The sequence below is a fragment of the Streptomyces sp. NPDC030165 genome, assembly GCF_055573595.1.
In genome coordinates, this window is sequence record NZ_JBVIBD010000002.1 from 113,393 (window position 1) to 137,249 (window position 23,857).

A 23,857-nucleotide genomic window follows, 5' to 3' on the forward strand; every position below is an offset into this window, starting at 1 on the left:
ACACCCCTCCCATCTACCCCCCCCCCCCGTCCCTCTCCCCCCCCTCTGCGCCCAGCCCCCCGGGGCCGTCCGGTTCCGTACGGGGGTCAGCCGCGCCAGTCGCGGCTGCGCAGCGGCAGCCCGGAGGCGCCGGACTCCGGCGTGCGGACCGCCAGGACCTGGTTGACGCCGATGCGGTTGCGCTCGAAGGACAGTGCGGAGGCGGCCATGTACAGCCGCCACACCCGGGCCCGGCCCGGCGTCGTCAGCCGCACCGCCTCCTTCCAGCGCGCCTCCAGGTTGGCCACCCAGGCGCGCAGCGTCAGCGCGTAGTGCTCGCGGATCGCCTCCACGTCGCGCACCTCGAACCCGGCGTCCTCCAGCTGCCCGACCGTGCGGCCGACCGGGGCCAGCTCGCCGTCCGGGAAGACGTACCGGTCGATGAACTCGTCGACGTGGTACGCGTCCTCGTCCGCCAGCGGGCGGCGGGCGATCTGGTGGTTGAGCAGCCGCCCGCCGGGCTTGAGGAGCGCGTACAGGTCGGCGGCGTACTCGGCGTAGCGGGCGCGGCCGACGTGCTCGGCCATGCCGATCGAGGAGATCGCGTCGAACGGCTCGTCGTGGACCTCGCGGTAGTCCTGGACGCGGATCTCGACCCGGTCCGCGAGACCCGCCTCGGCGACGCGCTTGCGCCCGTACGCGGCCTGCTCCTCGGAGAGGGTGATGCCGACGACCCGTACGCCGTATTCGCGGGCGGCGTGCAGGGCCATCGAGCCCCAGCCGCAGCCGACGTCCAGCAGCCGCTCGCCCTCCTTCAGGCCGAGCTTGCGGCAGATCAGGTCCAGCTTGTCGCGCTGGGCGTCCTCCAGGGTGGCGTCCGGGCCCTCCCAGTAGGCACAGGAGTAGACCATGGACGGGCCGAGCACCAGCTCGTAGAAGTCGTTGCCGACGTCGTAGTGGTGGCTGATGGCTTCCTTGTCCCGGCGCAGGGTGTGCAGCGGGCCGTGGCTCTTGGGGGCTTCCTCGGCGGGCGGCCTGGGCGGTACGGGGAGACCTGCCAGAGCCACCAGGTCGCGGGCGGCCGCACGGATCTCCGGCTTGGCCAGGGCGCGCAGGACGGGGGCACGCTGTGGCTTTTCGGCCGCCGTACCGCGTTCCCAGATCAGCCCCGACAGCAGGTCCAGCGCTTCGTACAGATCGCCCTCGATATCGACGTCACCGGCCACCCAAGCGCGCGCGAGGCCCAACTCCCCGGGCTTGAACAGGAGGCGGCGCAGGGCGCGGCGGTTGCGGATGATGAGAGTGGGCGCCCCCGGCGGGCCGTACTCGCTGCGGTCCCAGGCGCGGATGCGGACCGGGAGCGGGGCTCCCAGCACCTCCTCGGCGAGCTTGGAGAGCCGTCCAGCGGCGTCGGCCATGTCGCACACCTCCGTGTTGACGAGAAGGGCGAAGAAAGTTTCACCCACCACGTAAACGCCGTCCGGGCACCCGGTAGTCCCGTTCGTTCGTAAGGGAACAGCAAAACGGCCGCGGAGCGCCACCACGAATACGCCGAAGGGGCGGCCGCACCACGGATGGCGGCCGCCCCTTCGGCGGTGGTGTACGGGCGGCGTCCGCTGCCGGACGCCGCTCCCGACGAAAGGTCAGGAAGCCTTGGCCTCAGCCTTGTCGTCGTTCTTGGCCTTGTCGTCACTCTTGGCCTTGTCGTCGGCCGCGGCGGCGGGCGCCGGGGCCGGCTTGGCGGCCTCGTAGAACTCCTCGCGCGGGTTCTCCATCGCGCCGAGCGAGGTGATCTCGCGCTTGAGGAACATGCCGAGGGTCCAGTCGGCGAAGACGCGGATCTTGCGGTTGAAGGTCGGCATCGCCATGCCGTGGTACGCGCGGTGCATGTACCAGGCCAGCCGGCCCTTCAGCTTGATCTTGGTCTTGCCCAGGACGATCATCGCGACGCCCTTGTGCAGACCCAGGCCCGCGACCGCGCCCTTGTTGGCGTGGCTGTACTCCTTCTGCGGGAAGCCCCGCATACCGGAGATCACGTTGTCGCCGAGGACCTTGGCCTGGCGCAGCGCGTGCTGGGCGTTCGGCGGGCACCAGGCGTTCTCGTTGCCCGCCTTGCGGCCGACCAGGTCCGGGACCTGGGCGTTGTCGCCGGCGGCCCAGATGTAGTCGCTGCCCTGCACCTGGAGGGTGGCCTGGGTGTCGACGTGGCCGCGCGGGCCCAGCGGCAGGCCGAAGCGCGCGAGCGCCGGGTTCGGCTTGACGCCGGCGGTCCACACGATGGTGTTGGAGTCGACCTCGAGGTCGTTGCTGAGCACCACGTGGCCGTCGACGCAGGACTTGGTGCTGGTGCCGAGGTAGATCTCGACCCCGCGGCTCTCCAGGTGCTCCTTGCCGTACGCGCCGAGCTTGGGGCCGACCTCGGGCAGGATCTTGTCCGCGACGTCGACGAGGATGAAGCGCATGTCCTCGCGCTTGACGTTCTTGTAGTACTTCGCGGCGTCGCGGGCCATGTCCTCGACCTCGCCGACGGTCTCCGCACCGGCGAAGCCGCCGCCGACGAAGACGAAGGTCAGCGCCTTGCGGCGGACCTCCTCGTCGGTCGTGGAGTCGGCCTTGTCCAGCTGCTCCAGCACGTGGTTGCGCAGGCCGATGGCCTCCTCGACGCCCTTCATGCCGATGCCGTTCTCGGCCAGGCCCGGGATCGGGAAGGTTCGGGAGACCGCGCCCATCGCGATGACCAGGTAGTCGAAGGGCAGCTCGTACGCCTCGCCCACCAGCGGGGCGATCGTGGCGACCTTGCGGTCCTGGTCGATGGTGGTGACGCGGCCGGTGAGGACCTCCGCCTTCGGGAGCACGCGTCGCAGCGGCACCACGACGTGGCGGGGAGAGATGCTGCCGGCAGCAGCTTCAGGGAGGAAGGGCTGGTACGTCATGTACGAGCGCGGGTCGACGACCGTGACCGTCGCCTCGCCGTACCGCATCTTCTTGAGGATGCGGCGTGCCGCGTACAAACCTACGTACCCACCGCCTACAACGAGGATCCTGGGACGCTCCGTGGTGCTCATGCAATCGAGTATCCACCCCCATACGGAGCACCCCTCGTGAGCCCCTTCACAAGGTTGCGGAAGGGGTCTGCTACACTCCGCCGCTCCGTGATCGACGCCATAGCCCCGCAGGGGAACCAAGGCACCGTCCGGAGCGTTGGACACCCCCGTTGATCAGGGATTGTGGCCTCCGGGGCGACTGGACCACACCCCGCGTAAGCATCTCTTTAACACCCCTGAAAACCGCACATTCTTGCGGCGCCGGGGACCTACGGCCCAAGAAGTAGGGCCCGCTGCCCGGTTTGTGCGGTCAACGAGCCCTTTTTTCATGTGAAGAGTTTCACGAACTTTCTTCGCGGCAGGGCCCAAGAGCCCCCTGGAAGGGACCCTTCCGGCCCTTGCCGCTGCCTCCGCTCCCGCCCTGTGAGCACGCTACGCGCAGCTCCAGGCGATCCCGTCCAGGATGTCGTGCTCCGAGACGACGACCTCCTGCGCACCCACCCGCTCCATGATCGACAGGAGGACCAGGGCGCCCGCCGCGATGACGTCGACACGGCCCGGGTGCATGGACGGGATGGCGGCGCGCTCCTCGTGGGTGGCGCTCAGGAGGCGGTTGGTGATCTCGCGGACATCGGACAGGGGGATGCGCGCGTGGTGGATGGCGGCGGAGTCGTACTCGGGGAGGCCCAGGGCGATGGCGGCGACCGTGGTGACCGAGCCGGCCAGGCCGACCAGGGTGCGGGCCTCGGACAGCGGGACGGTCCGCGCCGCCTGGTCCAGGGCACGGCCGATGTCCGCCTTCATGGCGCCGATCTGCTCGTCGCCGGGCGGGTCGGCGACGATCTCGCCGTCCCGTACGAGGTGGCGCTCGGTCATCCGTACGCAGCCGATGTCCACGGAGCGGGCGGCGCCTACGGTCCCGGAGCCGAGGACGAACTCGGTGGAGCCGCCGCCGATGTCGACGACCAGATAGGGCCTGGCGAGGTCGGTGCGGCCGGTCAGCTCCTTGGTGGCGCCGGTGAAGGAGAACTCCGCCTCCTGGTCACCGGTGATCACCTCGGGCTCGACGCCGAGGATGTCCACGACGCCGCGTACGAAGTCGTCGCGGTTCCCGGCGTCGCGGGAGGCGGAGGTGGCGACGAAGCGGACGGTCTCCGCGCCCAGGTCCTCGATGATCGCGGCGTACTCGCGGCAGGCCGCGAAGGTGCGCTCCAGGGCCTCGGGGGCGAGGCGTCCCGTACGGTCCACGCCCTGGCCCAGGCGCACGATCCGCATCCGGCGGTCCAGGTCCTTCAGCTCGCCGGTCGCCGGGTCGAGGTCGGCGACGAGCAGCCGGATGGAGTTGGTGCCGCAGTCGACGGCCGCTACGCGCTTCACTCGCCCGCTCCTTCGTCCGGCTCCTGGCAGGGAGTCACGCAGGGGCCCTTGCGCCACCACTGCGGCAGCATCGCGAGCGCCTCGTCACCGAGCGGGTTGACGCCGGGGCCGGCCGCGAGCGAGTGGCCGACCAGGACGTGCAGGCACTTGACCCGGTCGGGCATGCCGCCCGCGCTCGGGAAGCCCTGGAGGACCTCGATGGCGTCCCGGCGCCGGATGTAGTCCTCGTGGGCGGCGCGGTACTTGGCGGCCAGCTCCGGGTCCCGCTCCAGCCGCTCGGTCATCTCCTTCATCACGCCGTTGGCCTCCAGCGTGCCGATCGCGGAGGCGGCGCGCGGGCAGGTGAGGTAGTACAGCGTGGGGAAGGGGGTGCCGTCCTCCAGGCGCGGGGCCGTCTCGACGACGTCCGGCTGTCCGCAGGGGCAGCGGTGCGCGATGGCGCGCAGGCCGCGCGGCGGGCGGCCGAGCTGTTCCTTGAAGGCCGCGATGTCCGCATCGGTGGGCTCGGTGCGCTCGGTCTGCGGCGGGGGCATGAGGTGTTCAGACACGGACGTGGGTGCTTTCGGTCGTGGCGGTGGTGAAGGGGACGGTGGCCGTACGGCGGGCGTGGCCGGGCGCGTGCCCCGGACAGGCTACTGGTCGGCGGCGTCCAGGCCGTTCCAGATGTTGTCGTACCAGGGGCGTTCCGCTGCGGCCTGGCCGGTGCGCCGCTTTCCGGCACCGGAGCCGTCCTGGACGATGAAGCCGGTCTCGCCGGGCCGGACGTAGTGCAGGTGCTGCCGCGCCTGCTGCCGTACGTACTCCGGGTCCTGCCAGCGGGCCTTCTCGTCGCGCAGTTCGTCGGCGCGCCGCGCGGCCTGCTCCGCCTGGCGGCGCTGGTCGGCGATCTCGGAGCGCTGGGAGATGTACTGCCGGGTGGGGTACGCGAGGGCGACGACCAGGGAGCACAGCACCAGCGCGAGCAGCGCCGCGCGGCCGGTCAGGCGGCCCCGCCGGGGGCGGCCGGAACGCTGGACGCGGGCGGCGGCCTGTTCGCCGAGCGCCTTGAGCCGGGTCGCGGTGGAGAACCGTTCCGCGGACACCTCGCCTCCCCTTCGTCACCGGGCCGGGCCGGCGCGGCCCGCAGCACGTACGTCCCCGGCAACGGTACGGGACCGCCGCCGGGGACGTAGGTATTCACGGCTTCCGGGGCCTTTCGCGGCCCCGGGGATCAGCCCTTGCCGGGCTTGTCAGTCCGCGAAGCGGAACCGCGGGAAGGCGGAGCGGCCCGCGTAGACCGCCGCGTCGTCGAGAATCTCCTCGATGCGCAGCAGCTGGTTGTACTTGGCGACGCGCTCGGAGCGGGCCGGGGCGCCGGTCTTGATCTGACCGCAGTTGGTGGCGACGGCCAGGTCGGCGATGGTGACGTCCTCGGTCTCGCCGGAGCGGTGCGACATCATGCACTTGAAGCCGTTGCGCTGGGCCAGCTCGACGGCGTCCAGGGTCTCGGTCAGCGAGCCGATCTGGTTGACCTTGACCAGCAGGGCGTTGGCCGAGTTCTCCTCGATGCCGCGGGCCAGGCGCTCCGGGTTGGTGACGAACAGGTCGTCACCGACCAGCTGCACCTTGGCGCCCAGGCGCTCGGTGATGACGTTCCAGCCGGCCCAGTCGTCCTCGAACAGCGGGTCCTCGATGGAGACCAGCGGGTAGGCGGCGACGAGCTCCTCGTAGTACGAGGTCATCTGCTCGGCGGTGCGCTGCTGGCCCTCGAATTCGTAGACGCCGTCCTTGTAGAACTCGGAGGCGGCGACGTCGAGCGCGAGCGCGATGTCCTGGCCGGGGGTGTAACCGGCTTCCTTGATCGCTTCGAGGATCAGGTCCAGGGCCTCGCGGTTGGAGCCCAGGTTCGGGGCGAAGCCGCCCTCGTCGCCCAGGCCGGTGGCCAGGCCCTTGTTCTTCAGGACCTTCTTGAGAGTGTGGTAGACCTCGGCACCCCAGCGCAGGGCCTCGGAGAAGGACTCCGCGCCGATCGGGGCGATCATGAACTCCTGGATGTCCACGTTGGAGTCGGCGTGCGAGCCGCCGTTCAGGATGTTCATCATCGGGACCGGCAGCACGTGGGCGTTGGGGCCGCCCAGGTAGCGGAACAGCGGCAGGTCGCTGGCCTCGGAGGCGGCGTGCGCGACGGCCAGGGAGACGCCGAGGATGGCGTTGGCGCCGAGCGAGCCCTTGTTGTCGGTGGCGTCCAGGTCGAACATGGCCTGGTCGATCAGGCGCTGCTCGGTGGCGTCGTAGCCGACCAGCTCCGGGCCGATCTGCTCGATGACCGCGAGGACGGCCTTCTCCACGCCCTTGCCCAGGTAGCGCGCCGGGTCACCGTCGCGCAGCTCGATGGCCTCGAAGGCGCCGGTCGAGGCGCCGGACGGGACGGCGGCACGGCCGGTGCTGCCGTCGTCGAGGCCGACCTCGACCTCGACCGTGGGATTGCCTCGCGAGTCGAGAATCTCGCGAGCTACGACGACGTCGATGGACGGCACGTTGTCTCCTTCATGGGTGTCTGGAGTTCTGCAGCACGAGCCTAACGGCCTCGGGGGGTTCCGCTCGCCGCCAGCCCGGCCCTTGGGCTGAATACACCCGCAAAGCCCCTGTTCAGGGGAGGTATGGGCGCAATGTTCGCTGAACGGGGAAGTCGGCGGACGGGGCGGGTACGGCCGGGCGGGCCCGGCGGACGGGGCGGCCCGGCCCCCGGGGCCGGGCGGGGGAAATGGAGAAGCCCCGCCGCGGCGCGTGCGGGGGACAGGCGCCGTGGCGGGGCGGTCTCACGGGAAGAGCGGATTCCCGGGTCGAGCGGCCCCCGGGGTGCCGTGCGGCCCGTACGTACCGCCGTACGTACGGAGCGCCACGGTCACCCGGGGTCCCTCAGGGCTTCAGCCGGCTCAGACGGCCAGCTTCTGGCCCGGGAAGATCAGGTTGGGGTTGCCGCCGATGACGGACTTGTTGTTCGCGTAGACCGACTTCCAGTTCTTGCCGTGGGAAGCGGCGATCTTGGCGAGGGTGTCACCGGACTTGACGGTGTAGTTGCCCTCGGGGTTCGACTTCGGCGTCGACTTGTGGGTCGGGGCCGGGGTCTTGCGGGCCAGCTCCTCGCCCTGCTTGCGGGCCTCGGAGCGCGAGGTGCCCTGCGGGGCGGAGTAGGAGCGCTTGGACTTGTAGGACTTGTGCGAGCTGCCCTGCGACGAGCCGCCGTCGGCCTTGGCGTTCGCGTTGCCCTGGCCGAGGTGGCCGCCGGCGCAGGTCCAGGCGCCCGGGCCCTGGATGGCGAGCAGGCGCTCGGCCGCGGCGATCTGCTGGCTCTTGCTGGCCTGGTCGGCGCGCGGGGCGTACTGGGTACCGCCGGCGGCGGCCCAGCTGGAGTTCGAGAACTGCAGGCCGCCGTAGTAGCCGTTGCCGGTGTTGATCGACCAGTTGCCACCGGACTCGCACTGGGCGACGGCGTCCCAGTTGTTGCCCGCGGCGGAGGCGGAGGTGGCGCCCATCAGCGGGACGGCCACGGCGGCACCGGCGACGCCCGCCAGGGTGGCGACGCGGACGGCCTTGGAGGGACGACGGTGCTTGCCCTTGGAGTTCAGCATGGTTGTTCCTCACCGACGCCTGCGAGGTGAGCTGTCGGGTTCGGGCCATGTGAGTTGCCCGGCCGTGTGTGCTTCACACATGGCTTCACCCCAAGCCGGTCGGGACCCGCTTCCGCGGGCGGGGCCGGCACTTACCTTGGGTCCCCCGCTCCTGCCTTCGGCGCTCTCGCGTCGAGTGACCTCCGACCACCGGCAGGATTCGGCGTGTGATCGAAGGGCCCGCTTTGGCGAGCGATGAAGACGGTAAACACGAACACCCCGCTGGTTCAAACCCCTACATCTGAGGCCAGTTGACCCCCAGACATCACAGGATCATCACATTTCCGCAGGTCGTCGCAGGTTTGGAAACAACGGACGGGACGGTCACCACGCCCCCGAACGAGATCCATGTCTCACTTTCGCCAAAGCGGGCAAACCACCGCGAACTATCCCTGTTCAGGAGCCAGGTCAAGGCGCTGACCAGGGTGGATAAGGTCCGGATCGCCCCCGATGACACCTTTGTTGGCCGCGTAGAGCGCCGGCCAGCCCCCGGAGACCCCGCGGTCCTCCGCGATGGCTGACAGGTTGTCACCGGGCCGCACGGTGTAGTCACCTGGCGACCCCGGGTCCGTACGGTGCGCGTCGCCGCCCCGCGAGGGGCGTTCCCCGCCGGACCGGCCCGCGTCACCGGAGCCTGAACCGGTACCCGTACCCGTACCTGCGTCCGTGCCCGTACCTGCGCCCGCTCCGGGCTCCTCCTCGGGCTGCCCGCGGTGCTTGCCCTGTGACGGGGGCGCGGTGGGGCCCGTGGAGGCGCCGTCGCCCGGGGTGCCCGGGTCGGCCGGGTGCGACGGGTCTTCCGTACGCCCCGCACCGGACGGCTCCGGCGTGCGGGACGGCTCCGGCGTCCCGGCCGGGCCGGTGGACGACGGCTCCGGCTCCGGAGTGCGCGCACCGCCGGGCTCCGGGGTCCCGGACGGCCCGGACGGTTTGGAGGAGGGCGGCGGGGTGGCGGGAGAGGAGGGGGACGGCGAGGAGAACTCCGGGGTCGGCGTCGCCGTGCTGCCCGGGTCGACGTCCGGCCCGCTGCCGCCCTGCTTGAGCCCCGCGTTCACCGCGCAGCTCGGCCACGTGTCGGGGCCGCGCGCGGCGAGGATCGACTCGGCGACGGCTATCTGCTGCGAGCGGCTGGCCAGATCGGGGCGCGAGGCGTACGCCGGGCCGCCGTAGCGGTCCCACATCTCCTGGGTCAGCTGGAGCCCGCCGTAGAAGCCGTTGCCGCTGTTGGCGCTCCACATCCCGCTGCTCTCGCACTGCGCGACGCGGTCCCAGGTGGCCGCGTCGGCGGCGTCGGCGCTGCTCGCGGCGAGCAGCGGCATGGCGAGGGCGCCGCCGGCGACTCCCGCCGTGACGAAGATGGCCGGAGCCTGACGGGGGCGTCGGTGACGGCCGTTCCCGGAGCGCATGCGGTTGCCTTTCGAGCGGCGGTTGAGTTGTCGTCGAGAGGCCGGAACCGTCGGCTGCGTGGCCCTTGCGCCTGCCGCGCCGCCCGCCCCGGCCTTTCAGACGGATGAAAGTAGCGGGGCCACCCGCTCGTCACAAGCCGGTGTAGCGGAGATCACGCGCAGGTCACGGCCTGACGTGACGTCACTTCCGTACGGGCGCGAGGCCCCGTGTGTACGGTCGGTACACCGCTTCCGTACGGGCGCGGCGTCACTTCCGTACGGGCGTGAACTCCACCGGCAGCGCCCGCAGCCCCCGCATGATCAGCCCGCCGCGCCACCGCAGGTCGTCCGGTTCCGCGCCCAGCCGCAGGTCCGGCAGCCGGGTCAGCAGGGTGGCGATCGCGGTCTGCCCTTCGAGGCGGGCCAGCGGCGCGCCCAGGCAGTAGTGGATGCCGTGGCCGTAGCCGAGGTGCTGGTTGTCGCGGCGGGACAGGTCCAGGACGTCGGGGCCGGGGAAGCGCTCCGGGTCCCGGTCGGCGGCGGCCAGCACGACCAGGACCGGGTCGCCCTCGGCGATCCGCTGCCCGCCGATGGTGAGGTCCTGGGTGGCGAAGCGCCAGGTGGCCAGCTCGACCGGGCCGTCGTAGCGCAGCAGCTCCTCCACGCCGGTGGCGAGCAGCTCCGTGTCCCCGGCGGCGGCCGCCTTCTGGAGCTGTTCCCGCTGGGCGGGGTGGCGCAGCAGCTGGTAGACGCCGTTGCCGATGAGGTTGACGGTGGTCTCGAAGCCCGCGAAGAGCAGGATGAAGGCCATCGCTGCGGCCTCGTTCTCGGTCAGGTGCTCGCCGTGGTCGGAGGCGCGGATCAGGCCGGAGATCAGGTCGTCGGCGCCCTCGTCGCCGAGGGTCTCGCGCTTGCGGTGGATCAGCTCGGCGAGATAGCCGCGCATCTTCTTCACCGACCGGGCGACGCCGCCGCGCGGCCCCTGGCCGTGCCGGATCATCATCCCGGCCCAGTCCCGGAAGTCGTCCTGGTCCTCGCGCGGGACGCCGAGCAGGTCGCAGATGGCGTGGATGGGCAGCGGGAAGGCGAACTCGTGGATCAGGTCGGCCTCGCCGCGCTCCGCGAAGGAGTCGATGAACGCGTCGGTCAGTTCCTGTACGCGCGGCGCGAACCGGGCGATGCGGCGCGGGGTGAACGCCTTGGAGACCAGCCGGCGCAGCCGCGTGTGGTCCGGCGGGTCGATGTTGAGCAGGTGCGTCATCAGGTTCGCGCCGCGCTCGCCGGGGATGCCGACCTTGCCCTTGCCGTGCGCGGCCTCGCTGTGGTGCACCGGGTTCTTCGACAGCCGGGTGTCGGCGAGCGCCTGCCGGGCGTCCGCGTACCGGGTCACCAGCCAGGCCTCGACGCCGCTGGGCAGCCGCGTACGGTGCACCGGCGCGTGCTCGCGCAGCCAGGCGTAGGCCGGGTACGGGTCGGAGGCGAACTCCCACGTGAACAGCTCGGGGCAGGGCGGGACGGCCGTCGGGCCGCGGCCGGTCACGGGGCAGGCGGGCCCGGCCCCTGAAGGGTCGGCGGGCCGCTCGTCGGAGGGGAAGGGGGTCTGCGGTCGCACCCCTCGACGTTAACCGCTGCCGAAGGACCCGCTGTGCCCGTCCTGCCAGCGCTTGCGCTCCCGGTCCTGGTCGTCGCCGTGGCGGGTGGGGGCGTTGCCGTAATCGGACAGTTCGTGCGGGGTCAGCCGGTGGTCGCCGCCGCGCGGCACCTCGTTCGGGTCGCGCAGTTCGCTCTCGTACCCGGTCGGGTCCTTGGGCGGGGTCGGCTGGGTCTCCGGCTCGGGCGGGTCGGGCTCCCGGTCCCGGCGGCGCCTGCCGTAGACCACGGCGAGGATCAGTCCCGCGACGATGACGATCCCGGCGATCAGCGGACCGGTGCCGACGACCATGTCCCGCGTGAGGTCCACGGCCTGCTGGACGGCGGTGCCGTCCTGGGCCGGTGTGGTCGAAGCGATCGTTGCTGTCATTCGCTCCGGGTACCCGGGTCGGCGGGGACGATGCGCGGGCGGGCCCCGGCACCGGCCCGAAGGCCGGGTACGGAGGTGAAAGCGCAGGTCAACGGCGGGAAGCGGGGCTCATGCCCCTCGGGTGGCGGGGCCCGGGTCCGGCTCGGAGGGGTGCACGCCCAGCGCGTCCAGGAAGGCCGCGGCCGCCGGGGAAGGGCCCCGCGCGCTCCAGATGACGCGTTCGGCCCGGGCGGGGGCGTCGGGGACGCGTACCACGCTCAGCCCGGTCAGTTCGGTGGCGAACGCCTGCGGCACCATGCCGATGCCGAGCCCGGCCCGTACCAGCTTGGCCAGGAACTCCACGGTGGTCACCTCGAAGGCCACCTCGGTCGTCAGGCCCGCCGCCCGGAACGCGTCGTCCCGCTGGCGGCGCGCCGCCGACCCGGCCGTGAAGTCCACGAAGGTCTCCTCGGCCAGCCGCCGCAGGTCCGTCCACTCCCGGCCCGCCAGCGGGTGGTCCGGCGCCACGACGGCCACCAGCTCCCCGTGGGCCAGCGTCCGTTCCCGTACGCCCTGGCTGCGGGCGCCCGGCACCAGCCCGATGAAGGCGACGTCCAGCGTGCCCTGCCGGACCTGCTCGACCAGCTGCTCGCTCATCTCCATGCGCAGGCTGATGCGTACCTGCGGGTAGCGGGCGCGGTAGGCGCCCAGCTCGCGGGCCAGGTCGACGGCCGCGACGGTGGAGATGGCTCCGATGGCCAGCCGGCCGCGGACCTCGCCGGCCGCCGCCTCCACCTCGGCCCGGGCCCGCTCGGCCGCTTCCAGCGCCTGCCGGGCGACCGGCACGAACGCCTCGCCCGCGGCCGTCAGCCGCACGCTGCGGCTCGTACGGTGGAAGAGCCGGGCGCCGAGCTCCTTCTCCAGGCGGGCGACCTGGTGGCTGAGCGCGGACTGCACGACGTGGCAGCGTTCGGCGGCGCGGGTGAAGCCGCCGGTCTCGGCGACCGCGACCACGTACCGCATCTGTTGCAGCTCCATGCGGCGAGCGTAGCCAGCCGGTGGCGGCGGTCATCGATCGCGTTTCGTGATGGGTGGGATGACAATCATGCGTTGGACTCATCGAGCGGGGCGCCGGAAGCTGAGGGACGGAGCAACACCGACGGGGTGGCGCGTCGTACGGAAAGAGAGCTGATGGCTTCCCAGGAAGAGCAGCGGCGCGGGCTGGGCCGCGGCACGCTGCTGCTGATGTCCGTGGCGACCGGACTGTCGGTCGCGGGCAACTACTTCGCCCAGCCGCTGCTGGACGTCATAGGCCGCGACCTGCACCTGGGGGCGGCCACCACGGCACTGGTGGTGACCGTCGCACAGGTCGGCTACGGGCTCGGGCTGCTGCTGCTCGTACCGCTCGGTGACCTGCTGGAGCGGCGGCGGCTGGCGGTGGGCCTGTGCGCGGCCACCGCGGTCTTCCTGACCGTGACGGCGAGCGCGCCCAACGGGACGCTGCTGCTGGCCGGCACCGCGCTGACCGGCCTGTCCTCCGTCGCCGCCCAGGTCGTCGTCCCGTACGCGGCCTCCCTGGCGCCACCCGCCGAGCGCGGCCGTACGGTCGGCACCGTCATGACCGGGCTGCTGCTGGGCATCCTGCTGGCCCGTACGGCGGCCGGGCTGCTGGCCGACCTCGGCGGCTGGCGCACCGTCTACTGGGTCAACGCCGGCCTGATGCTGCTGATGGCCGTCCTGCTGCGGCTGCGGCTGCCCGCGCTGCACACCGGCGCCGGACTGCGCTACCCCGCGCTGATCCGCTCCACGCTCGCCCTCTTCGTCCAGGAGCCGGTGCTGCGCTGGCGAGCCGCGCTCGGCGCGCTGTCCTTCGCCGCGTTCAGCGTGCTGTGGACGGCGGTCGCCTTCCTGATGTCCGGCCCGTCCTACGGGTGGTCGGAATCGGCGATCGGACTGCTGGGCCTGGTGGGCGCGGCCGGTTCGCTGTCCGCCTCGGTCGGCGGGCGGCTGGCCGACCGGGGGCTGGCCCACCGGGTCACCGGCGTCGGCGGGTTCCTGCTGTTCGGCTCGTGGGCGCTGCTGGCGGCCGGCGGCGCGGGCGGCGCCTGGGCGCTGGCGGCCCTGCTGGCCGGGGTGATCGTGCTGGACGCGGCGGTGCAGGCGGTGCACATCAGCAACCAGAATCTGGTCTACGCGGTGCGCCCGGAGGCCCGTAACCGCCTCAATTCCGCCTACATGACGAGCTACTTCGTCGGCGGCGCGGCCGGCTCGGCGCTCACCTCGGCGGTGTGGGGCGCGGCCGGCTGGGGCGGGGTGTGCGCCGTGGGCGCGGCGCTGGGCGCGGCCGTGGCCGCCGTCTGGACGGCCGAACGGCTGCGGAACCGGCGCACACGCGCTCAGTCCGCGGCGCCGGAGGCGGCCTCCTCGGCGGACCGGATGGCGTCCCGGTAGGTACGGGCGGCGGCGCGCAGCGCGGTCTCCGGGTCCGTGCCCGCGGCTTCGGCCCGTACGGCGAGAGCGAGCAGCTCGTACCCGACGCCCTCGCCCGCCGGGAGGGCGTCGAGGCCGGCCGTACGCGCCCGGGAGGCCAGCTTGCCGGCGAGTGCCAGCGCGGGCTGGCCGAGCGGGATGCCTTCGGTGACCGAGGTGCGCCGCTTCTCGGCCGCCTTCGTCCGCATCCAGTGCGCCTTGACGTCCTCGGGGGTGTGCGCCTCGTCCTCGCCGAAGATGTGCGGGTGGCGGTTGACCAGCTTCTCCACGATCACGCCCGCCACGTCGTCGACGGAGAACGGCTCGTCCGGATCGTCCTGGGCGATCCGGGCGTGGAAGACGACCTGGAGGAGCACGTCGCCCAGCTCCTCGCGCAGCGCCTCCCGGTCGCCCTCCTCGATCGCCTCGACCAGCTCGTACATCTCCTCGATGCCGTACTTCGCCAGGTCCTCGTGGGTGCGCGCCCCGCTCCACGGGCACTCCCGGCGGATCCGGTCCATGATCTGGACGAGGTCGAGCAGGCGGGCGCCCGGCAGGTCGTACGAGCCGGGCAGCAGCTCCAGGTCCGGCATGGTCTCCCGGCCCGAGCCGGCCATCCGGGCCAGCCCGTCGGTCAGCTCCGTGTCGCCGTCGGCCGAGGTGATCACGACCGCCGTACGGTCCCCGGCCCGGCAGAACTCCACCAGCTCCCGGGCGCCGGGCACACCCGCCCCGACCGCGATGCCCGCCTCCCGCAGATACGGGAGCTGCGGATGGGCGTCGTCGGCGCACAGCACGCGGTCGGCGGCGCGCAGCGTCTGCCACGCGGGCCAGGACAGCAGGCCGGGCGCGACCCGGTGGCTGGTCGTGAGCAGGACCAGGCGGCCGGGGGCGGGTGCGGCGTCGGTGGCGTCAGCGTTCACCCGACGAACGTAACGCACGGCACCGGCAGCGCGGCGGCTCAGGTCTGCTGCTGCCCCGTCCCCGACACGTTCTTGACCCACGGCTCCTTCGTCCCGCCGAGGACGATCTGGCTGTCGTCCCACGTCCCGTAGCGCGGGTTGACGTCGATGTTCATCTTCCGGGACGTCTTGGCGAGCGACTCGGCGAGCCGCTGCTGGCCCTGCGGCTGCCCGCGGTCGGCGCCGATGCGCTTGGCGACGCCGTCCAGCAGGAGCTGGTTGCGGGCCACGGCGTCGATCTCGCCGGGCGCGATGGCCTGCTGGAGCCACATCTCCTTGAGCCGGTCGGCGCCTCCCGCGCTGCGCTCGGCGGCCGCGCGCCACTGCTGCACGTCGCGCCGGGAGACGGTGACCCCGGCGTCCCGCGCGCCGCGCTCCAGCACCCGGTCGAAGATCATGCCGTTGAGGGTGGCGGGGCTCAGCTTCCCGGTGTTCTCGATCAGTTGGGCGGCCTGCGGGGACTTCTCCTGGGCGGTACGGACGTCCCGTACCCGCGACTGGAGCTCGGAGACGGTGATCCTCTGCCCCTCCACGACGGCCGCGGCGCCGGGGTGCGCGTCCGTGCCGCAGGCCGTGAGCACAGGGGCGGCCAGCAGGGCGGCAGCGGCGGAAAGGGGAAGCGCGGACCTACGGCGGAACATCAGGCCTCCTGGCGGGTGCGACAACGGTGCGGCGACGTGCGGCTCTTCCAACCTGGCGGTGATCGATGCCGATGCTAAAGAGTCCGCGTGGCCCGGGCCACTGATTCGACCAACGAGTTGCCCGGAAGGCGGTTTCTCTTCCGGATTCTCTTCCGGATTCTCTTCCGGTTCTCTTCCGGTGTCCTGCCCGTCGGCCCGGGATCAGCCGCGTACCTGCCCCAGCCAGTACAGGGTGCGGCGGATCTCCGCCGGGAAGGCGCCGTGCGGGCCGTGCAGCCGTTCCGCGTCGTGCAGGAGGCGGGACAGCGCCTCCTGGGCGGCACCGCGCTCCCCGAGGGCGAGCAGCAGGTGGCCGATGGAACGGCGGATCTCCAGGGGCCGCACGGGGTCGTCCGGGTAGCGCTCGAAGTGCGGCAGCAGGGCCCGGTACTCGTCCAGTGCCTGCGTCACCTCGCCCAGCTGCTCCAGGCACTGCGCGGCCTCGAAGTGGAACTGGAGCACCTGCCGGGCCGATCCGGGGCCGGTGTCCCGCGCGAACTCCTCCGCCAGTGCGCGCAGTTCCGGCAGGGCCCGGCGGTACTGGCCGTCGTCCATGAGCGTGGCCGCGTACTGCTTGCGCAGGGTCCGTACGACCGGGGAGTGCGCGCCGTGGCGGGCGGCGGCGGCCGGCAGGATGCCGCCGAGGATGTCCACGGCGTGGGTGATGCGGCCCTGGTCCAGGAGGCGTTTGACCTCGTCGACGGCGGCGGCGACGTCGGGGCCGCCGGTTCCGGAGGTCCGGGGGTCGGCGGCTCCCGCGGGCATCCGGGGGCCGGCGGTCCCTGCGGACATCCGCGGGTCGGCGGCCGCGGGCGGGAACGGGGGCGGCGGAACGGGGGCGCCCGCGGGCGCGGCGGCGGCCTGCCGCGGCACGGCGTGCGCGGCCACGGGCTGCGCGGCGACGGACGGCGCGGCGACTGGCCGGGAGGTGACGGACTGGGGTGCGCCCGGCTGGGGTGCGACAGGCGCCGCGACCGGCTGTGGGGCGACGGGCGCCGCCGCGCGGGCGGGCCACGGCGCGTGCGGGTGCAGGAACGGCCGGGTCGGGTCCATCGGCGCGCCCGAACCGGACCGCCCCTGGGACGCGGCGGGCAGCAGCGGAACCAGTGCCTGGTAGACCTCCTGCGCGTCGGCGGGACGCTCCTGCGGGTCCTTGCCGAGCAGCCGCAGGACGAGCGCCTCCAGCTGTTCGGGCACGTCCGCCCGGAGGCGGCGCACCGGCACGGGCGGCTCGTACAGGTGGCGGTGGAGCACGCCCAGGGCGGTGGAACCGGCGAACGGCACCTCGCCGCTGAGCAGCTCGTGCAGCAGCACACCGAGCGCGTACAGGTCCGTGTACGGGCCGACCGTGCCGCCCATCGCCTGCTCGGGCGCCATGTAAGCGGGGCTGCCGATGGGCGAGCCGGTGTGGGTCAGGCGGGTGGTGTCGGTGTCCAGGGCGGCGGCGATGCCGAGGTCGAGGACGGTGAGGGTGCCGTCCGGCTTGACCATCACGTTCCGCGGTTTCAGGTCGCGGTGGACGATCGGCACGGCGTGCACGGACGCCAGGACCGCGCAGAGCTGGGCGGCGACGCTGACCGCCCACTGCCACGGGTACGGGTCGTGCTCGGCCAGGTGGTCGGCGAGGTCGGCGCCCTCCACGTACTGCATGACCAGGTAGAGGTCGTCGCCGTCGCTGCCCGCGTCGTGCACCGTGACCAGCCCGGGATGGTCGACCTGGGCGGTGACGCGGCACTCACGGACGAAGCGGCGGCGCATCTCCTCCGCGTCCGGCGTGCCGGACACCCGGTCGGGGCGCAGCAGTTTGACGCCGACGCGGCGGTCGAGACGGCGGTCGTAGGCGATCCAGACCTGGCCCATGCCCCCCTGGCCGAGCAGCGCGGAGAGTTCGTAGCGCTCGGCGACGACGCGTCCGTTCAACGCCCCTCCTCCTTGCGGAGGTAGTCGCTCAGCTCGTCCAGTTCGGCGCGCACCCGGTCGATGCGCTGCGGCTGGGGCGCCGTGGGCTGCGCCGGGGGCTGGTGCGGGAAGGCGCCCTGGGTGTGCGTCTGGGCGTAGGGCCAGTCCTGGGGCAGCGGCTCCGGGGCCTGCCCAGGCGACTGGTGCGGCGGCTGCGCTCCGGCGTACGGCGGCGGGGCGGGCGGCATGGCGGCCGCGGCGGATGCCTGGGGTACGGCCGGTCCGGGATAGCCGTACCCCGCACCGCCCGGCCCCGGATAGCCGTACGCCGGTGCGGTGGCAGGTGCGGTGGCCGGTCCGGGAGAGCCGTACGCCGGGCCCGCACCCGGCGCCTCGTACGCGGGCCACTCGGGTGCGACGCGCTGCGCGCGCCCGTCGACGACGAGGAAATACGTGACGGCCGCGGCCATCTGAACGAGGATCAGCGCCACACAGACGTTCGACTGCCAGGAGTTCTCGTCCCGGCCTCCGCCGATCACGATCGCGGTGAAGACGAGGGCCAGGTCGGCGCCGAAGAGCCACCAGCCCAGCGGCCGGCGCTGCACGAGCGCGGCGCGCAGCATCGTCGCCCAGGCCAGGAAGCCGAGGCTGAGCACGGCCAGCGCCACGAAGACCACCCGCAGCAGGACGACCGTCCTGTGCGACGCGGGACGGTGCGGCGGTGGTGCCGTGACGGGGCCGTGCATTGCTGCTCCTGACGGATCGAGGCCCGGCGTGGTGCGGTGGGATGCGGTGCCGGGACATGCTCGGATGCGTGTGATCGAGCGTATATACGACACCGCTGGGGCCGCCGGGGTTGTAGGAAATCAGCCGGGCGTCACCGAACCGTCCGTCAGGCCGTCGTGGAGCCCCTGGACGAGCTGTTCGCCCAGGCGGGCGGCGAGGCGCAGGGTCTCCTCGAAGGCGGCCAGTTCGCAAAAGCGCCGTCCGTAGCGGAGCTGGTCGGCCAGCGGAAGCCGCGGGAGCTGGAGGCGGCGGACGTCCAGGCGGGTGGCGGTGGACGCGTAGCTGCTGGCCTGCCGGGTGTTGGCGGTGCCGCGCAGGAATCCGGCGAGGAACCACGGGTCGAGGGCGGCCGGGTCGGGCCGCAGGAGGAAGAGGTTGCGGCCGAGGGCGGCGCCCGCGGTGGCCTCGTCGACGACGCGGGCGACGGCGCCGCCGCCGAGGACGGGCACGACGACGTCGCCGGCCGCCACGAGGACGGGCTCCTCGGCGGGCCCGGCGCTGTCGGGCAGTGCGCCGCTGGGTGCCGTGCCGCCGATGACGTCGTGCTCGGTGAGGACGGCGGGCGCGGCGTCCGCGGCCGCGGTGCCGGGGCCGCCGGCGCGCAGCACGAGGGCGCCGGCGCGGGCGAGTTCCCCGACGGTCGTCAGCGGCCAGCGGGCGGGCGCGGGCTCGGGGCCGCCCGCCGTCTCCGGGGTCAGTTCGGCCGTACGGGCCAGGGTGGTGGCCAGCCGTTGGCGTACGTCGGCCAGTTCGGCGAGGCCGCCGGCGGCCGACGGGGGCGGCAGGTGGCGGGCCGGGGCCAGGTCCACGTCGTCGCCGAGCAGGTCGATGGCGGCCAGCGACCGCCGTACGCCGGGCACTTCCTCGACGCCGCCGTCCCGGTCGAACGCTTCCCAGGCGTCCAGCGCGGCGGTCCGTACGGCCTGCCAGTCCAGCCGGTCCCGGCCGGGGGCGCCGCCCGCGGTGAGCGCCGCGGTGTCGACGACGAGCAGGTGCGGCGAGGGCTGCGCGGCCGCGCCCGGCCTGCGCAGGACCCACAGGTGCAGCGGGATGCCGTACGGCGGTGCCGCCCCGGCGGGCAGGGCGATGACCGCGCGCAGGGCGCCGCGGCGCAGCAGGTCGGCGCGGATGCGGCGGCCGGAGCGGCGGGAGGCGGCGGCGGGCGGCATCAGCAGGACGGCGGTGCCGCCCTCGCGCAGCCGGGCCAGCGCGTGCTGCACCCAGGCCAGTTCGGATTCGGTACGGGCCGGGAAGCCGTACTCCCAGCGCGGGTCGTAGGCCAGTTCGTCGTGGCCCCAGTTGCGTTCGTTGAACGGCGGGTGGGCGAGGACGGCGTCGGCGGCGAGCTGCGGGAAGGCGTCGGCGCGCAGGGTGTCGGCGGCGTGTACGCGCACCTGGGCGGCGGGGGCGTGCAGCGCCAGGCGGAGCGCGGTGAGCGCGGCCAGGTCCGGGTCGGCCTCCTGCCCGTACAGCTCCTCGGCGTCCCCGGCGGCGTCGAGCAGGCTGCCGGTGCCGCTCGCCGGGTCCAGGACGGTACGGGCCGGGCCGGCCAGCGCGGCCATGAGACCGGCCGGCCCGGGCGGGGTGAGGGTGTACTGCCGGGGGTTGGCGTCCAGGTGGCGGCCGAGCAGGAACTCGAACGCGGGGACGGCGCCGTCCTCGTCGGCGGCCAGTTCGGCGGCGGCCCGTACGAGGGCGGCGGACGGCAGGAGGGCGTCGCGGGTCAGGCCGTGCACGGGGTGATGGCGGCCCAGGTGGGCGGCGAGGACGGATTCGAGGATGGCGGGCAGCATGCCGGCCAGCTCGATGTCGTCGGCGGCGTGGTCCAGCTGGCGCCAGGCGGAGGGCCGGTCGCGGACGAAGAGCAGGACGGCGCCGGCGTGCCGCAGGGCGGTGGCGGCGCCGGCCGGGTGTGAGACGAGCTGCTGCCAGACCCGTTCGCGCAGCGGTACCTCGGCGAGTTTGCCCTGGTCGCGCAGCCAGTGCTCGACGTCGGCGAGGGCGAAGGTGGGGCTGGTCTCGGTACCGCCGACGGGCTTGGGGAAGCCGGGGTGCCGACGGCGCCAGTTGCTGACCGCGGCGCGGCCCACTCCGGCCAGCCGGGCGATACCGGCGGCGGTCACCTCGGTCGCGTTCCCTGTCGCTGCTGCTTGCTCCGCCACCTGGCCGGCTCCTGTCCGCTCGCCCCTGACCCGCCTGTACCTGCCGGCACCTGCCGGTACCTGCCTGTGACGCCGAGCATACCCACGAATGCGGCATCACCTCCTTCACGGCGTGAATTGAGCCCAACCCGTGAACCGTGTTGACTCGGTTCACAGCTAGTGTTGTTATTGACCCACCGCACCACCGGTTCACACGGCGGCGCCGGTTCACTCCGGCACGCGGTGCGCCTCTGCACACCGATTCGCCGACCCACCGATCCACCGATCCAGCGCCCGGAAGGGGCCGTATCTCCATGTCGCACCAGATGCACCACCCGCACGCGCCGCAGGCCCCGATGGGCATGCCGCCGCAGCAGGCCGCCCGCAACGGGCTGGGTGTCGCCGCGCTCATCCTCGGTCTCATCGGCGCGCTGAGCGGCCTGATCCCGCTGCTCTTCTGGCTGGCCGGCATCCTCGGCCTGCTCGCCCTGGTCTTCGGCCTGGTGGGCCGCGGCCGCGCCAAGCGCGGTCAGGCCACCAACAAGGGCATGGCCACCGCCGGGACGGTCTTCGGCGCCATCGCGCTGATCCTGTCGGTCGTCGGCGTGGTGATCACGGTGACCGCGGTCGACAGCGCGGTGAAGGAGGTCAACAAGGCCCTGGAGGGCGCGGAGGCCAAGCCCGGGGACGGGTCCGCGAAGAGCTACAAGGGCGGCGCCACCGCCGTCTACAGCACCGGCCTGAACGTGACCGTCTCCAAGCCCGGCCCGTACACCGCCGACGAGTTCGCGGTGGGGCACCAGAAGAGCAACAAGTCCTACAAAGTCACCGTCCGGCTGGAGAACAAGGGCAGCAAGGACGTCGCCGCCGACCTGGTGATGATCGAGGCGCGGGCCGGCAAGGACGGCAAGACCGCCGAGCGGATCTACGACGGCAAGACCGGCTCCGGCTTCAGCGGCACCCTGACGGCCGGCAAGACCGCCACCGCGGACTTCGCCTTCGACGTACCGGCCGGCGCGAAGAACCTGGACGTCGAGGTCCGGCCGGGCTTCGACCACAAGGCCACCCACTGGCAGCTCAGCCTCTGACCGGCCGAGCCCGGCTCACCCACACACCGACAGGCCGCCGGCCCGGAACCGCAGCACGCGGAACCGGGCCGGCGGCCTGTCGTACACAGCGACAGCACCACGAGGTGGTCCATGCCCACCTTGCTGCGCCCGCGCTCGTACTGGACCGCATTGCCGGTGTACGGGTCCTTCGCCGGCGTCCCGGAGGCGACCTTGCAGTGCCCGTCAGGAATCGGATCGCCGCCCTGAAGAGCCAATTGCTTGCGGCGCAAGCCGGTCTCACCGCCCGCGCGAGCCGGTCTCCGTCGTGCCGTGCGGGCCGTTCCGGCCCCATGACCCGTGCTGCATGGCGACACCCTGTGGCCGTCCGGCTTCCACCGGCCGGACAGCCACAAGGGATGTCGTCCCCATGGTCAGTGCTTCGCCGACGCAGGTGCGGGCATGCTCAGTCGGTGTCCGTCGCGGCCAACACCGCCAGTCGTCGACGTTCCGGAGAGACCGAGGCCAGGCCGATGTCCCAGGCCACGCGCTCGAACCACGTGACGTCGGCGCTGAAGCCGTACCAGGAGCACTCCCGTGCACATGCCTCGACCTCCTCCGCAGGGGCGCCCTCTGCCGTTCCGGAGAGGCCGGCCAGGGACTGCCACGCAGCCAGCCGTCCGTAAGCACCGCGCGCGCCGGAGTTGTAGGCACCTCCTGTGGACGCGGCGGCGAAGAGGACCCGCCATGCCTGATCCGGCGGGCATGCCGCGACCGAGAAGGCGGTCTTCTCCCCCGCGTCCTTCAGGCATTCCAATCCCAGTCCCAGCAACATGCTCGGCACCGACTCAGCCTCCAGGGGAGCTGTCAGGTTGAAGACTCGCGCCTCGTTCCGGCCGTTCGACTCCTCGGCCCAGTCAGCCACGGCCGCGACGATGCTCTTGGCTGCGGCTCCGGTCGTCGTTTCCTCGGCAGACGGCACGGGTGCCTCGGCACCGGTGCGCATCTCGCCGTTCGTCGCCGGACCGAACGGCATCGAGTGGCTGCTGCCACGAGCGCTGTAGCTCGGCAGGTCCGGCCGCCCTTCCACATCGGACAGCGCCAACGGCAACCACCCCAGCGGGTGGTGCCTCCAGTGCGGTGACGTCGCCCACCCCGCGATCCCCGGAGTCTCCTTGACGTCGGTGCCCCTGAGTACCAGTTCGTGGACGAGGCAAGCGCGCAGCTCCTCCGAGGCATTCCCGGTGAACGCCACGGCCAGTTCCTCCACCGGTTGGCCGGAGGCCAGCAGGGAGGCCGCATAACGGTCCAGCTTCCTGTCGGCAGTCTCCGTCGAGGAAACCAGCCGCAGCGCCTCGGCGACATGTCCGGGGCCGGGCGTGGTGGCCAGCAGCCGGAGCAGGTGGTCGAAGACGCTCCAGTACTGCCCTGTCCGCACGGCGTCAGGGCCGTGAGCCCCGGCGAGAGCGATGCCGAGGTCCGCAAGGAAGGCAGCGTCCCCCAGCGCCAGCCTGCGGTCAGCCGTCTTCCACACGCCGGTGACACTCTTCAGGCCCGGCAGCTCCGTCACGATCTTCTGTATGTGGTCAGCCACGGTAGGCAGCGTAGGTGTCCCACAGTCCGGAAGCGATGGCGTTTTCCCAGGCCACCGGGGCTCGATCAGCCTTCGCACTGCTTCAGCATCATCGCCTTGTCCGCCGTCGTCACCGGAAGTTCGTACTTGTCGGCGACCTGCGCGAACCGCACCGCGTACGAGCACCGGATCCGCTTGTCCGGTGGCAGCCAGGACGCGGGCCCCGAGTCCCGCTTCGCCGAGTTGGCGCGCCCTTCGACAGGAAGCAGGTTGAGCACGTCGTTCGCCAGTCGCTTGCGTTTGCTCTCCGGCCATCGGGCGGCGCCCATCTGCCAGCTGTAGGACAGCGGGACCACATGGTCGATCTGCACCTCGGCCGCCTTCGCCTTCTTCCAGGCGATGTCCTTGCCGGTGTAGGGGTCGTGGAGGTCCATCGAAACGACCACGCAGTCGGAACCAGCTCGGAACCGGACGTTGCGACCATGGAGCTTCAGCAAGTCGTTGCGCGTGTCACAGCCGTTCCTCGCCAGCGGTACTCCGTCCGCCGTGTCCGTCCACGCAGAGCCGTACTCAGACCGGTCGTAGCCCGTCTTCGGCCCACGGCCCTTCGTGGCGAGTTCTCCGATGAGCTTGCGTGCGTCGGTCTTGTCCGCCTCCGACGTGAGCGCGGCGAGCCCGGGCTTCGTTCCGTCGGGATTCGCCAGGGGGCTCACCGCCCGCCCGGCAGCGGTGTCCGGTCCCGACCCTGCGGAGCTTCCGCCCGGCTCCAGGTCAGCACAGCCCGCGACGAGCGCGGTGGCAACGGCGACCGTGAGCGCGGCCCTTCCCCCGCGAGTACGCAGCGGCCTGCAACCCCTGTGCCTCTCA

The 23,857-nt window shown here is 72.7% G+C and carries 20 protein-coding genes and 1 riboswitch; of the genes, 2 read left to right on the plus strand and 18 right to left on the minus strand.

All coding sequences use genetic code 11. The features are described from left to right. Positions 1–86 precede the first annotated feature (86 nt). The 11 genes from ACZ4Z1_RS03720 to ACZ4Z1_RS03770 all read right to left on the minus strand — a co-directional run bounded on the left by ACZ4Z1_RS03720 (position 87) and on the right by ACZ4Z1_RS03770 (position 12,472). Positions 87–1,397, minus strand: coding sequence for a class I SAM-dependent methyltransferase (locus ACZ4Z1_RS03720; protein WP_468484951.1), 1,311 nt, complete (start codon positions 1,395–1,397; stop codon positions 87–89). Positions 1,398–1,622: 225 nt separating this feature from the next. After that, complete coding sequence (locus tag ACZ4Z1_RS03725; RefSeq protein WP_468484952.1) at positions 1,623–3,044, minus strand: NAD(P)/FAD-dependent oxidoreductase; 1,422 nt, start codon at positions 3,042–3,044, stop codon at positions 1,623–1,625. A gap of 411 nt (positions 3,045–3,455) precedes the next feature. Further along, positions 3,456–4,400 (minus strand): Ppx/GppA phosphatase family protein, encoded by a 945-nt coding sequence (locus ACZ4Z1_RS03730; RefSeq protein ID WP_468484953.1) that lies wholly within the window; start codon positions 4,398–4,400, stop codon positions 3,456–3,458. Beyond that, positions 4,397–4,933, minus strand: a complete 537-nt coding sequence (locus tag ACZ4Z1_RS03735; RefSeq protein WP_468485393.1) for a DUF501 domain-containing protein — start codon at positions 4,931–4,933, stop codon at positions 4,397–4,399. Before ACZ4Z1_RS03735 ends, ACZ4Z1_RS03730 begins: the two co-directional genes overlap by 4 nt. A gap of 99 nt (positions 4,934–5,032) precedes the next feature. Continuing rightward, positions 5,033–5,482: an FtsB family cell division protein gene (locus ACZ4Z1_RS03740; protein WP_468484954.1), complete on the minus strand. Its 450-nt coding sequence runs from the start codon at positions 5,480–5,482 to the stop codon at positions 5,033–5,035. A 147-nt stretch (positions 5,483–5,629) separates the two neighbouring features. Then, the gene (gene eno / locus ACZ4Z1_RS03745; protein WP_468484955.1) at positions 5,630–6,916 is read right to left on the minus strand and encodes a phosphopyruvate hydratase; all 1,287 of its coding nucleotides are present in this window, start codon (positions 6,914–6,916) and stop codon (positions 5,630–5,632) included. 399 nt (positions 6,917–7,315) lie between these two features. Beyond that, positions 7,316–8,011, minus strand: a complete 696-nt coding sequence (locus tag ACZ4Z1_RS03750; RefSeq protein ID WP_468484956.1) for a transglycosylase family protein — start codon at positions 8,009–8,011, stop codon at positions 7,316–7,318. Position 8,012: 1 nt separating this feature from the next. Beyond that, a riboswitch (cyclic di-AMP (ydaO/yuaA leader) is annotated at positions 8,013–8,184 on the minus strand. 252 nt (positions 8,185–8,436) lie between these two features. Continuing rightward, complete coding sequence (locus tag ACZ4Z1_RS03755; RefSeq protein ID WP_468484957.1) at positions 8,437–9,456, minus strand: transglycosylase family protein; 1,020 nt, start codon at positions 9,454–9,456, stop codon at positions 8,437–8,439. 247 nt (positions 9,457–9,703) lie between these two features. Then, on the minus strand, positions 9,704–10,975 hold the full coding sequence (locus tag ACZ4Z1_RS03760) for a cytochrome P450 family protein (protein WP_468485394.1): 1,272 nt from the start codon (positions 10,973–10,975) through the stop codon (positions 9,704–9,706). A gap of 81 nt (positions 10,976–11,056) precedes the next feature. Beyond that, positions 11,057–11,455, minus strand: coding sequence for a DUF6479 family protein (locus tag ACZ4Z1_RS03765; RefSeq protein WP_468484958.1), 399 nt, complete (start codon positions 11,453–11,455; stop codon positions 11,057–11,059). Positions 11,456–11,563: 108 nt separating this feature from the next. After that, positions 11,564–12,472: a LysR family transcriptional regulator gene (locus ACZ4Z1_RS03770; protein WP_468484959.1), complete on the minus strand. Its 909-nt coding sequence runs from the start codon at positions 12,470–12,472 to the stop codon at positions 11,564–11,566. Positions 12,473–12,625: 153 nt separating this feature from the next. On the opposite strand from ACZ4Z1_RS03770, the gene ACZ4Z1_RS03775 reads away from it, so the two are divergent. Continuing rightward, entirely contained in the window at positions 12,626–13,885 is a 1,260-nt protein-coding gene (locus ACZ4Z1_RS03775; RefSeq protein ID WP_468484960.1) for an MFS transporter, read from the plus strand. Here ACZ4Z1_RS03775 and ACZ4Z1_RS03780 read toward each other — a convergent pair. The 5 genes from ACZ4Z1_RS03780 to ACZ4Z1_RS03800 form a co-directional block, all read right to left on the minus strand. Further along, a complete protein-coding gene (locus tag ACZ4Z1_RS03780) occupies positions 13,831–14,826 on the minus strand; it encodes a nucleoside triphosphate pyrophosphohydrolase (protein ID WP_468484961.1) in 996 nt (331 codons plus the stop codon). The genes ACZ4Z1_RS03775 and ACZ4Z1_RS03780 overlap by 55 nt on opposite strands. A gap of 38 nt (positions 14,827–14,864) precedes the next feature. Further along, positions 14,865–15,506, minus strand: coding sequence for a SurA N-terminal domain-containing protein (locus tag ACZ4Z1_RS03785; RefSeq protein ID WP_468484962.1), 642 nt, complete (start codon positions 15,504–15,506; stop codon positions 14,865–14,867). Between the two features lie 201 nt (positions 15,507–15,707). Continuing rightward, the gene (locus ACZ4Z1_RS03790; RefSeq protein WP_468484963.1) at positions 15,708–17,465 is read right to left on the minus strand and encodes a protein kinase domain-containing protein; all 1,758 of its coding nucleotides are present in this window, start codon (positions 17,463–17,465) and stop codon (positions 15,708–15,710) included. Continuing rightward, positions 17,462–18,190: a hypothetical protein gene (locus ACZ4Z1_RS03795; protein ID WP_468484964.1), complete on the minus strand. Its 729-nt coding sequence runs from the start codon at positions 18,188–18,190 to the stop codon at positions 17,462–17,464. The genes ACZ4Z1_RS03790 and ACZ4Z1_RS03795 overlap by 4 nt, the downstream gene beginning before the upstream one ends. A gap of 120 nt (positions 18,191–18,310) precedes the next feature. Next, positions 18,311–20,353, minus strand: a complete 2,043-nt coding sequence (locus ACZ4Z1_RS03800; protein WP_468485395.1) for an N-6 DNA methylase — start codon at positions 20,351–20,353, stop codon at positions 18,311–18,313. Positions 20,354–20,685: 332 nt separating this feature from the next. Here ACZ4Z1_RS03800 and ACZ4Z1_RS03805 point away from each other — a divergent pair, with 332 nt between their 5' ends. Next, the gene (locus ACZ4Z1_RS03805; RefSeq protein ID WP_468484965.1) at positions 20,686–21,459 is read left to right on the plus strand and encodes a DUF4190 domain-containing protein; all 774 of its coding nucleotides are present in this window, start codon (positions 20,686–20,688) and stop codon (positions 21,457–21,459) included. Between the two features lie 424 nt (positions 21,460–21,883). On the opposite strand, the gene ACZ4Z1_RS03810 is transcribed toward ACZ4Z1_RS03805, so the two are convergent. Together ACZ4Z1_RS03810 and ACZ4Z1_RS03815 are read right to left on the minus strand one after the other, a co-directional pair. Continuing rightward, positions 21,884–23,011 (minus strand): DUF6183 family protein, encoded by a 1,128-nt coding sequence (locus ACZ4Z1_RS03810; protein ID WP_468484966.1) that lies wholly within the window; start codon positions 23,009–23,011, stop codon positions 21,884–21,886. A 65-nt stretch (positions 23,012–23,076) separates the two neighbouring features. Further along, positions 23,077–23,832 carry an HNH endonuclease family protein gene (locus ACZ4Z1_RS03815; RefSeq protein WP_468485396.1) on the minus strand — a complete coding sequence of 252 codons (756 nt, stop codon included), beginning with the start codon at positions 23,830–23,832 and terminating at the stop codon, positions 23,077–23,079. Positions 23,833–23,857 lie beyond the last annotated feature (25 nt).

Bases quoted from the DNA above. Each gene is read 5' to 3' on its own strand.
- ACZ4Z1_RS03720 (WP_468484951.1), bottom strand. From the start codon at position 1,397: ATGGCCGACGCCGCTGGACGGCTCTCCAAGCTCGCCGAGGAGGTGCTG.
- ACZ4Z1_RS03725 (WP_468484952.1), bottom strand. From the start codon at position 3,044: ATGAGCACCACGGAGCGTCCCAGGATCCTCGTTGTAGGCGGTGGGTAC.
- ACZ4Z1_RS03735 (WP_468485393.1), bottom strand. From the start codon at position 4,933: ATGCCCCCGCCGCAGACCGAGCGCACCGAGCCCACCGATGCGGACATC.
- ACZ4Z1_RS03750 (WP_468484956.1), bottom strand. From the start codon at position 8,011: ATGCTGAACTCCAAGGGCAAGCACCGTCGTCCCTCCAAGGCCGTCCGC.
- ACZ4Z1_RS03755 (WP_468484957.1), bottom strand. From the start codon at position 9,456: ATGCGCTCCGGGAACGGCCGTCACCGACGCCCCCGTCAGGCTCCGGCC.
- ACZ4Z1_RS03765 (WP_468484958.1), bottom strand. From the start codon at position 11,455: ATGACAGCAACGATCGCTTCGACCACACCGGCCCAGGACGGCACCGCC.
- ACZ4Z1_RS03770 (WP_468484959.1), bottom strand. From the start codon at position 12,472: ATGGAGCTGCAACAGATGCGGTACGTGGTCGCGGTCGCCGAGACCGGC.
- ACZ4Z1_RS03775 (WP_468484960.1), top strand. From the start codon at position 12,626: ATGGCTTCCCAGGAAGAGCAGCGGCGCGGGCTGGGCCGCGGCACGCTG.
- ACZ4Z1_RS03785 (WP_468484962.1), bottom strand. From the start codon at position 15,506: ATGTTCCGCCGTAGGTCCGCGCTTCCCCTTTCCGCCGCTGCCGCCCTG.
- ACZ4Z1_RS03795 (WP_468484964.1), bottom strand. From the start codon at position 18,190: ATGCACGGCCCCGTCACGGCACCACCGCCGCACCGTCCCGCGTCGCAC.
- ACZ4Z1_RS03805 (WP_468484965.1), top strand. From the start codon at position 20,686: ATGTCGCACCAGATGCACCACCCGCACGCGCCGCAGGCCCCGATGGGC.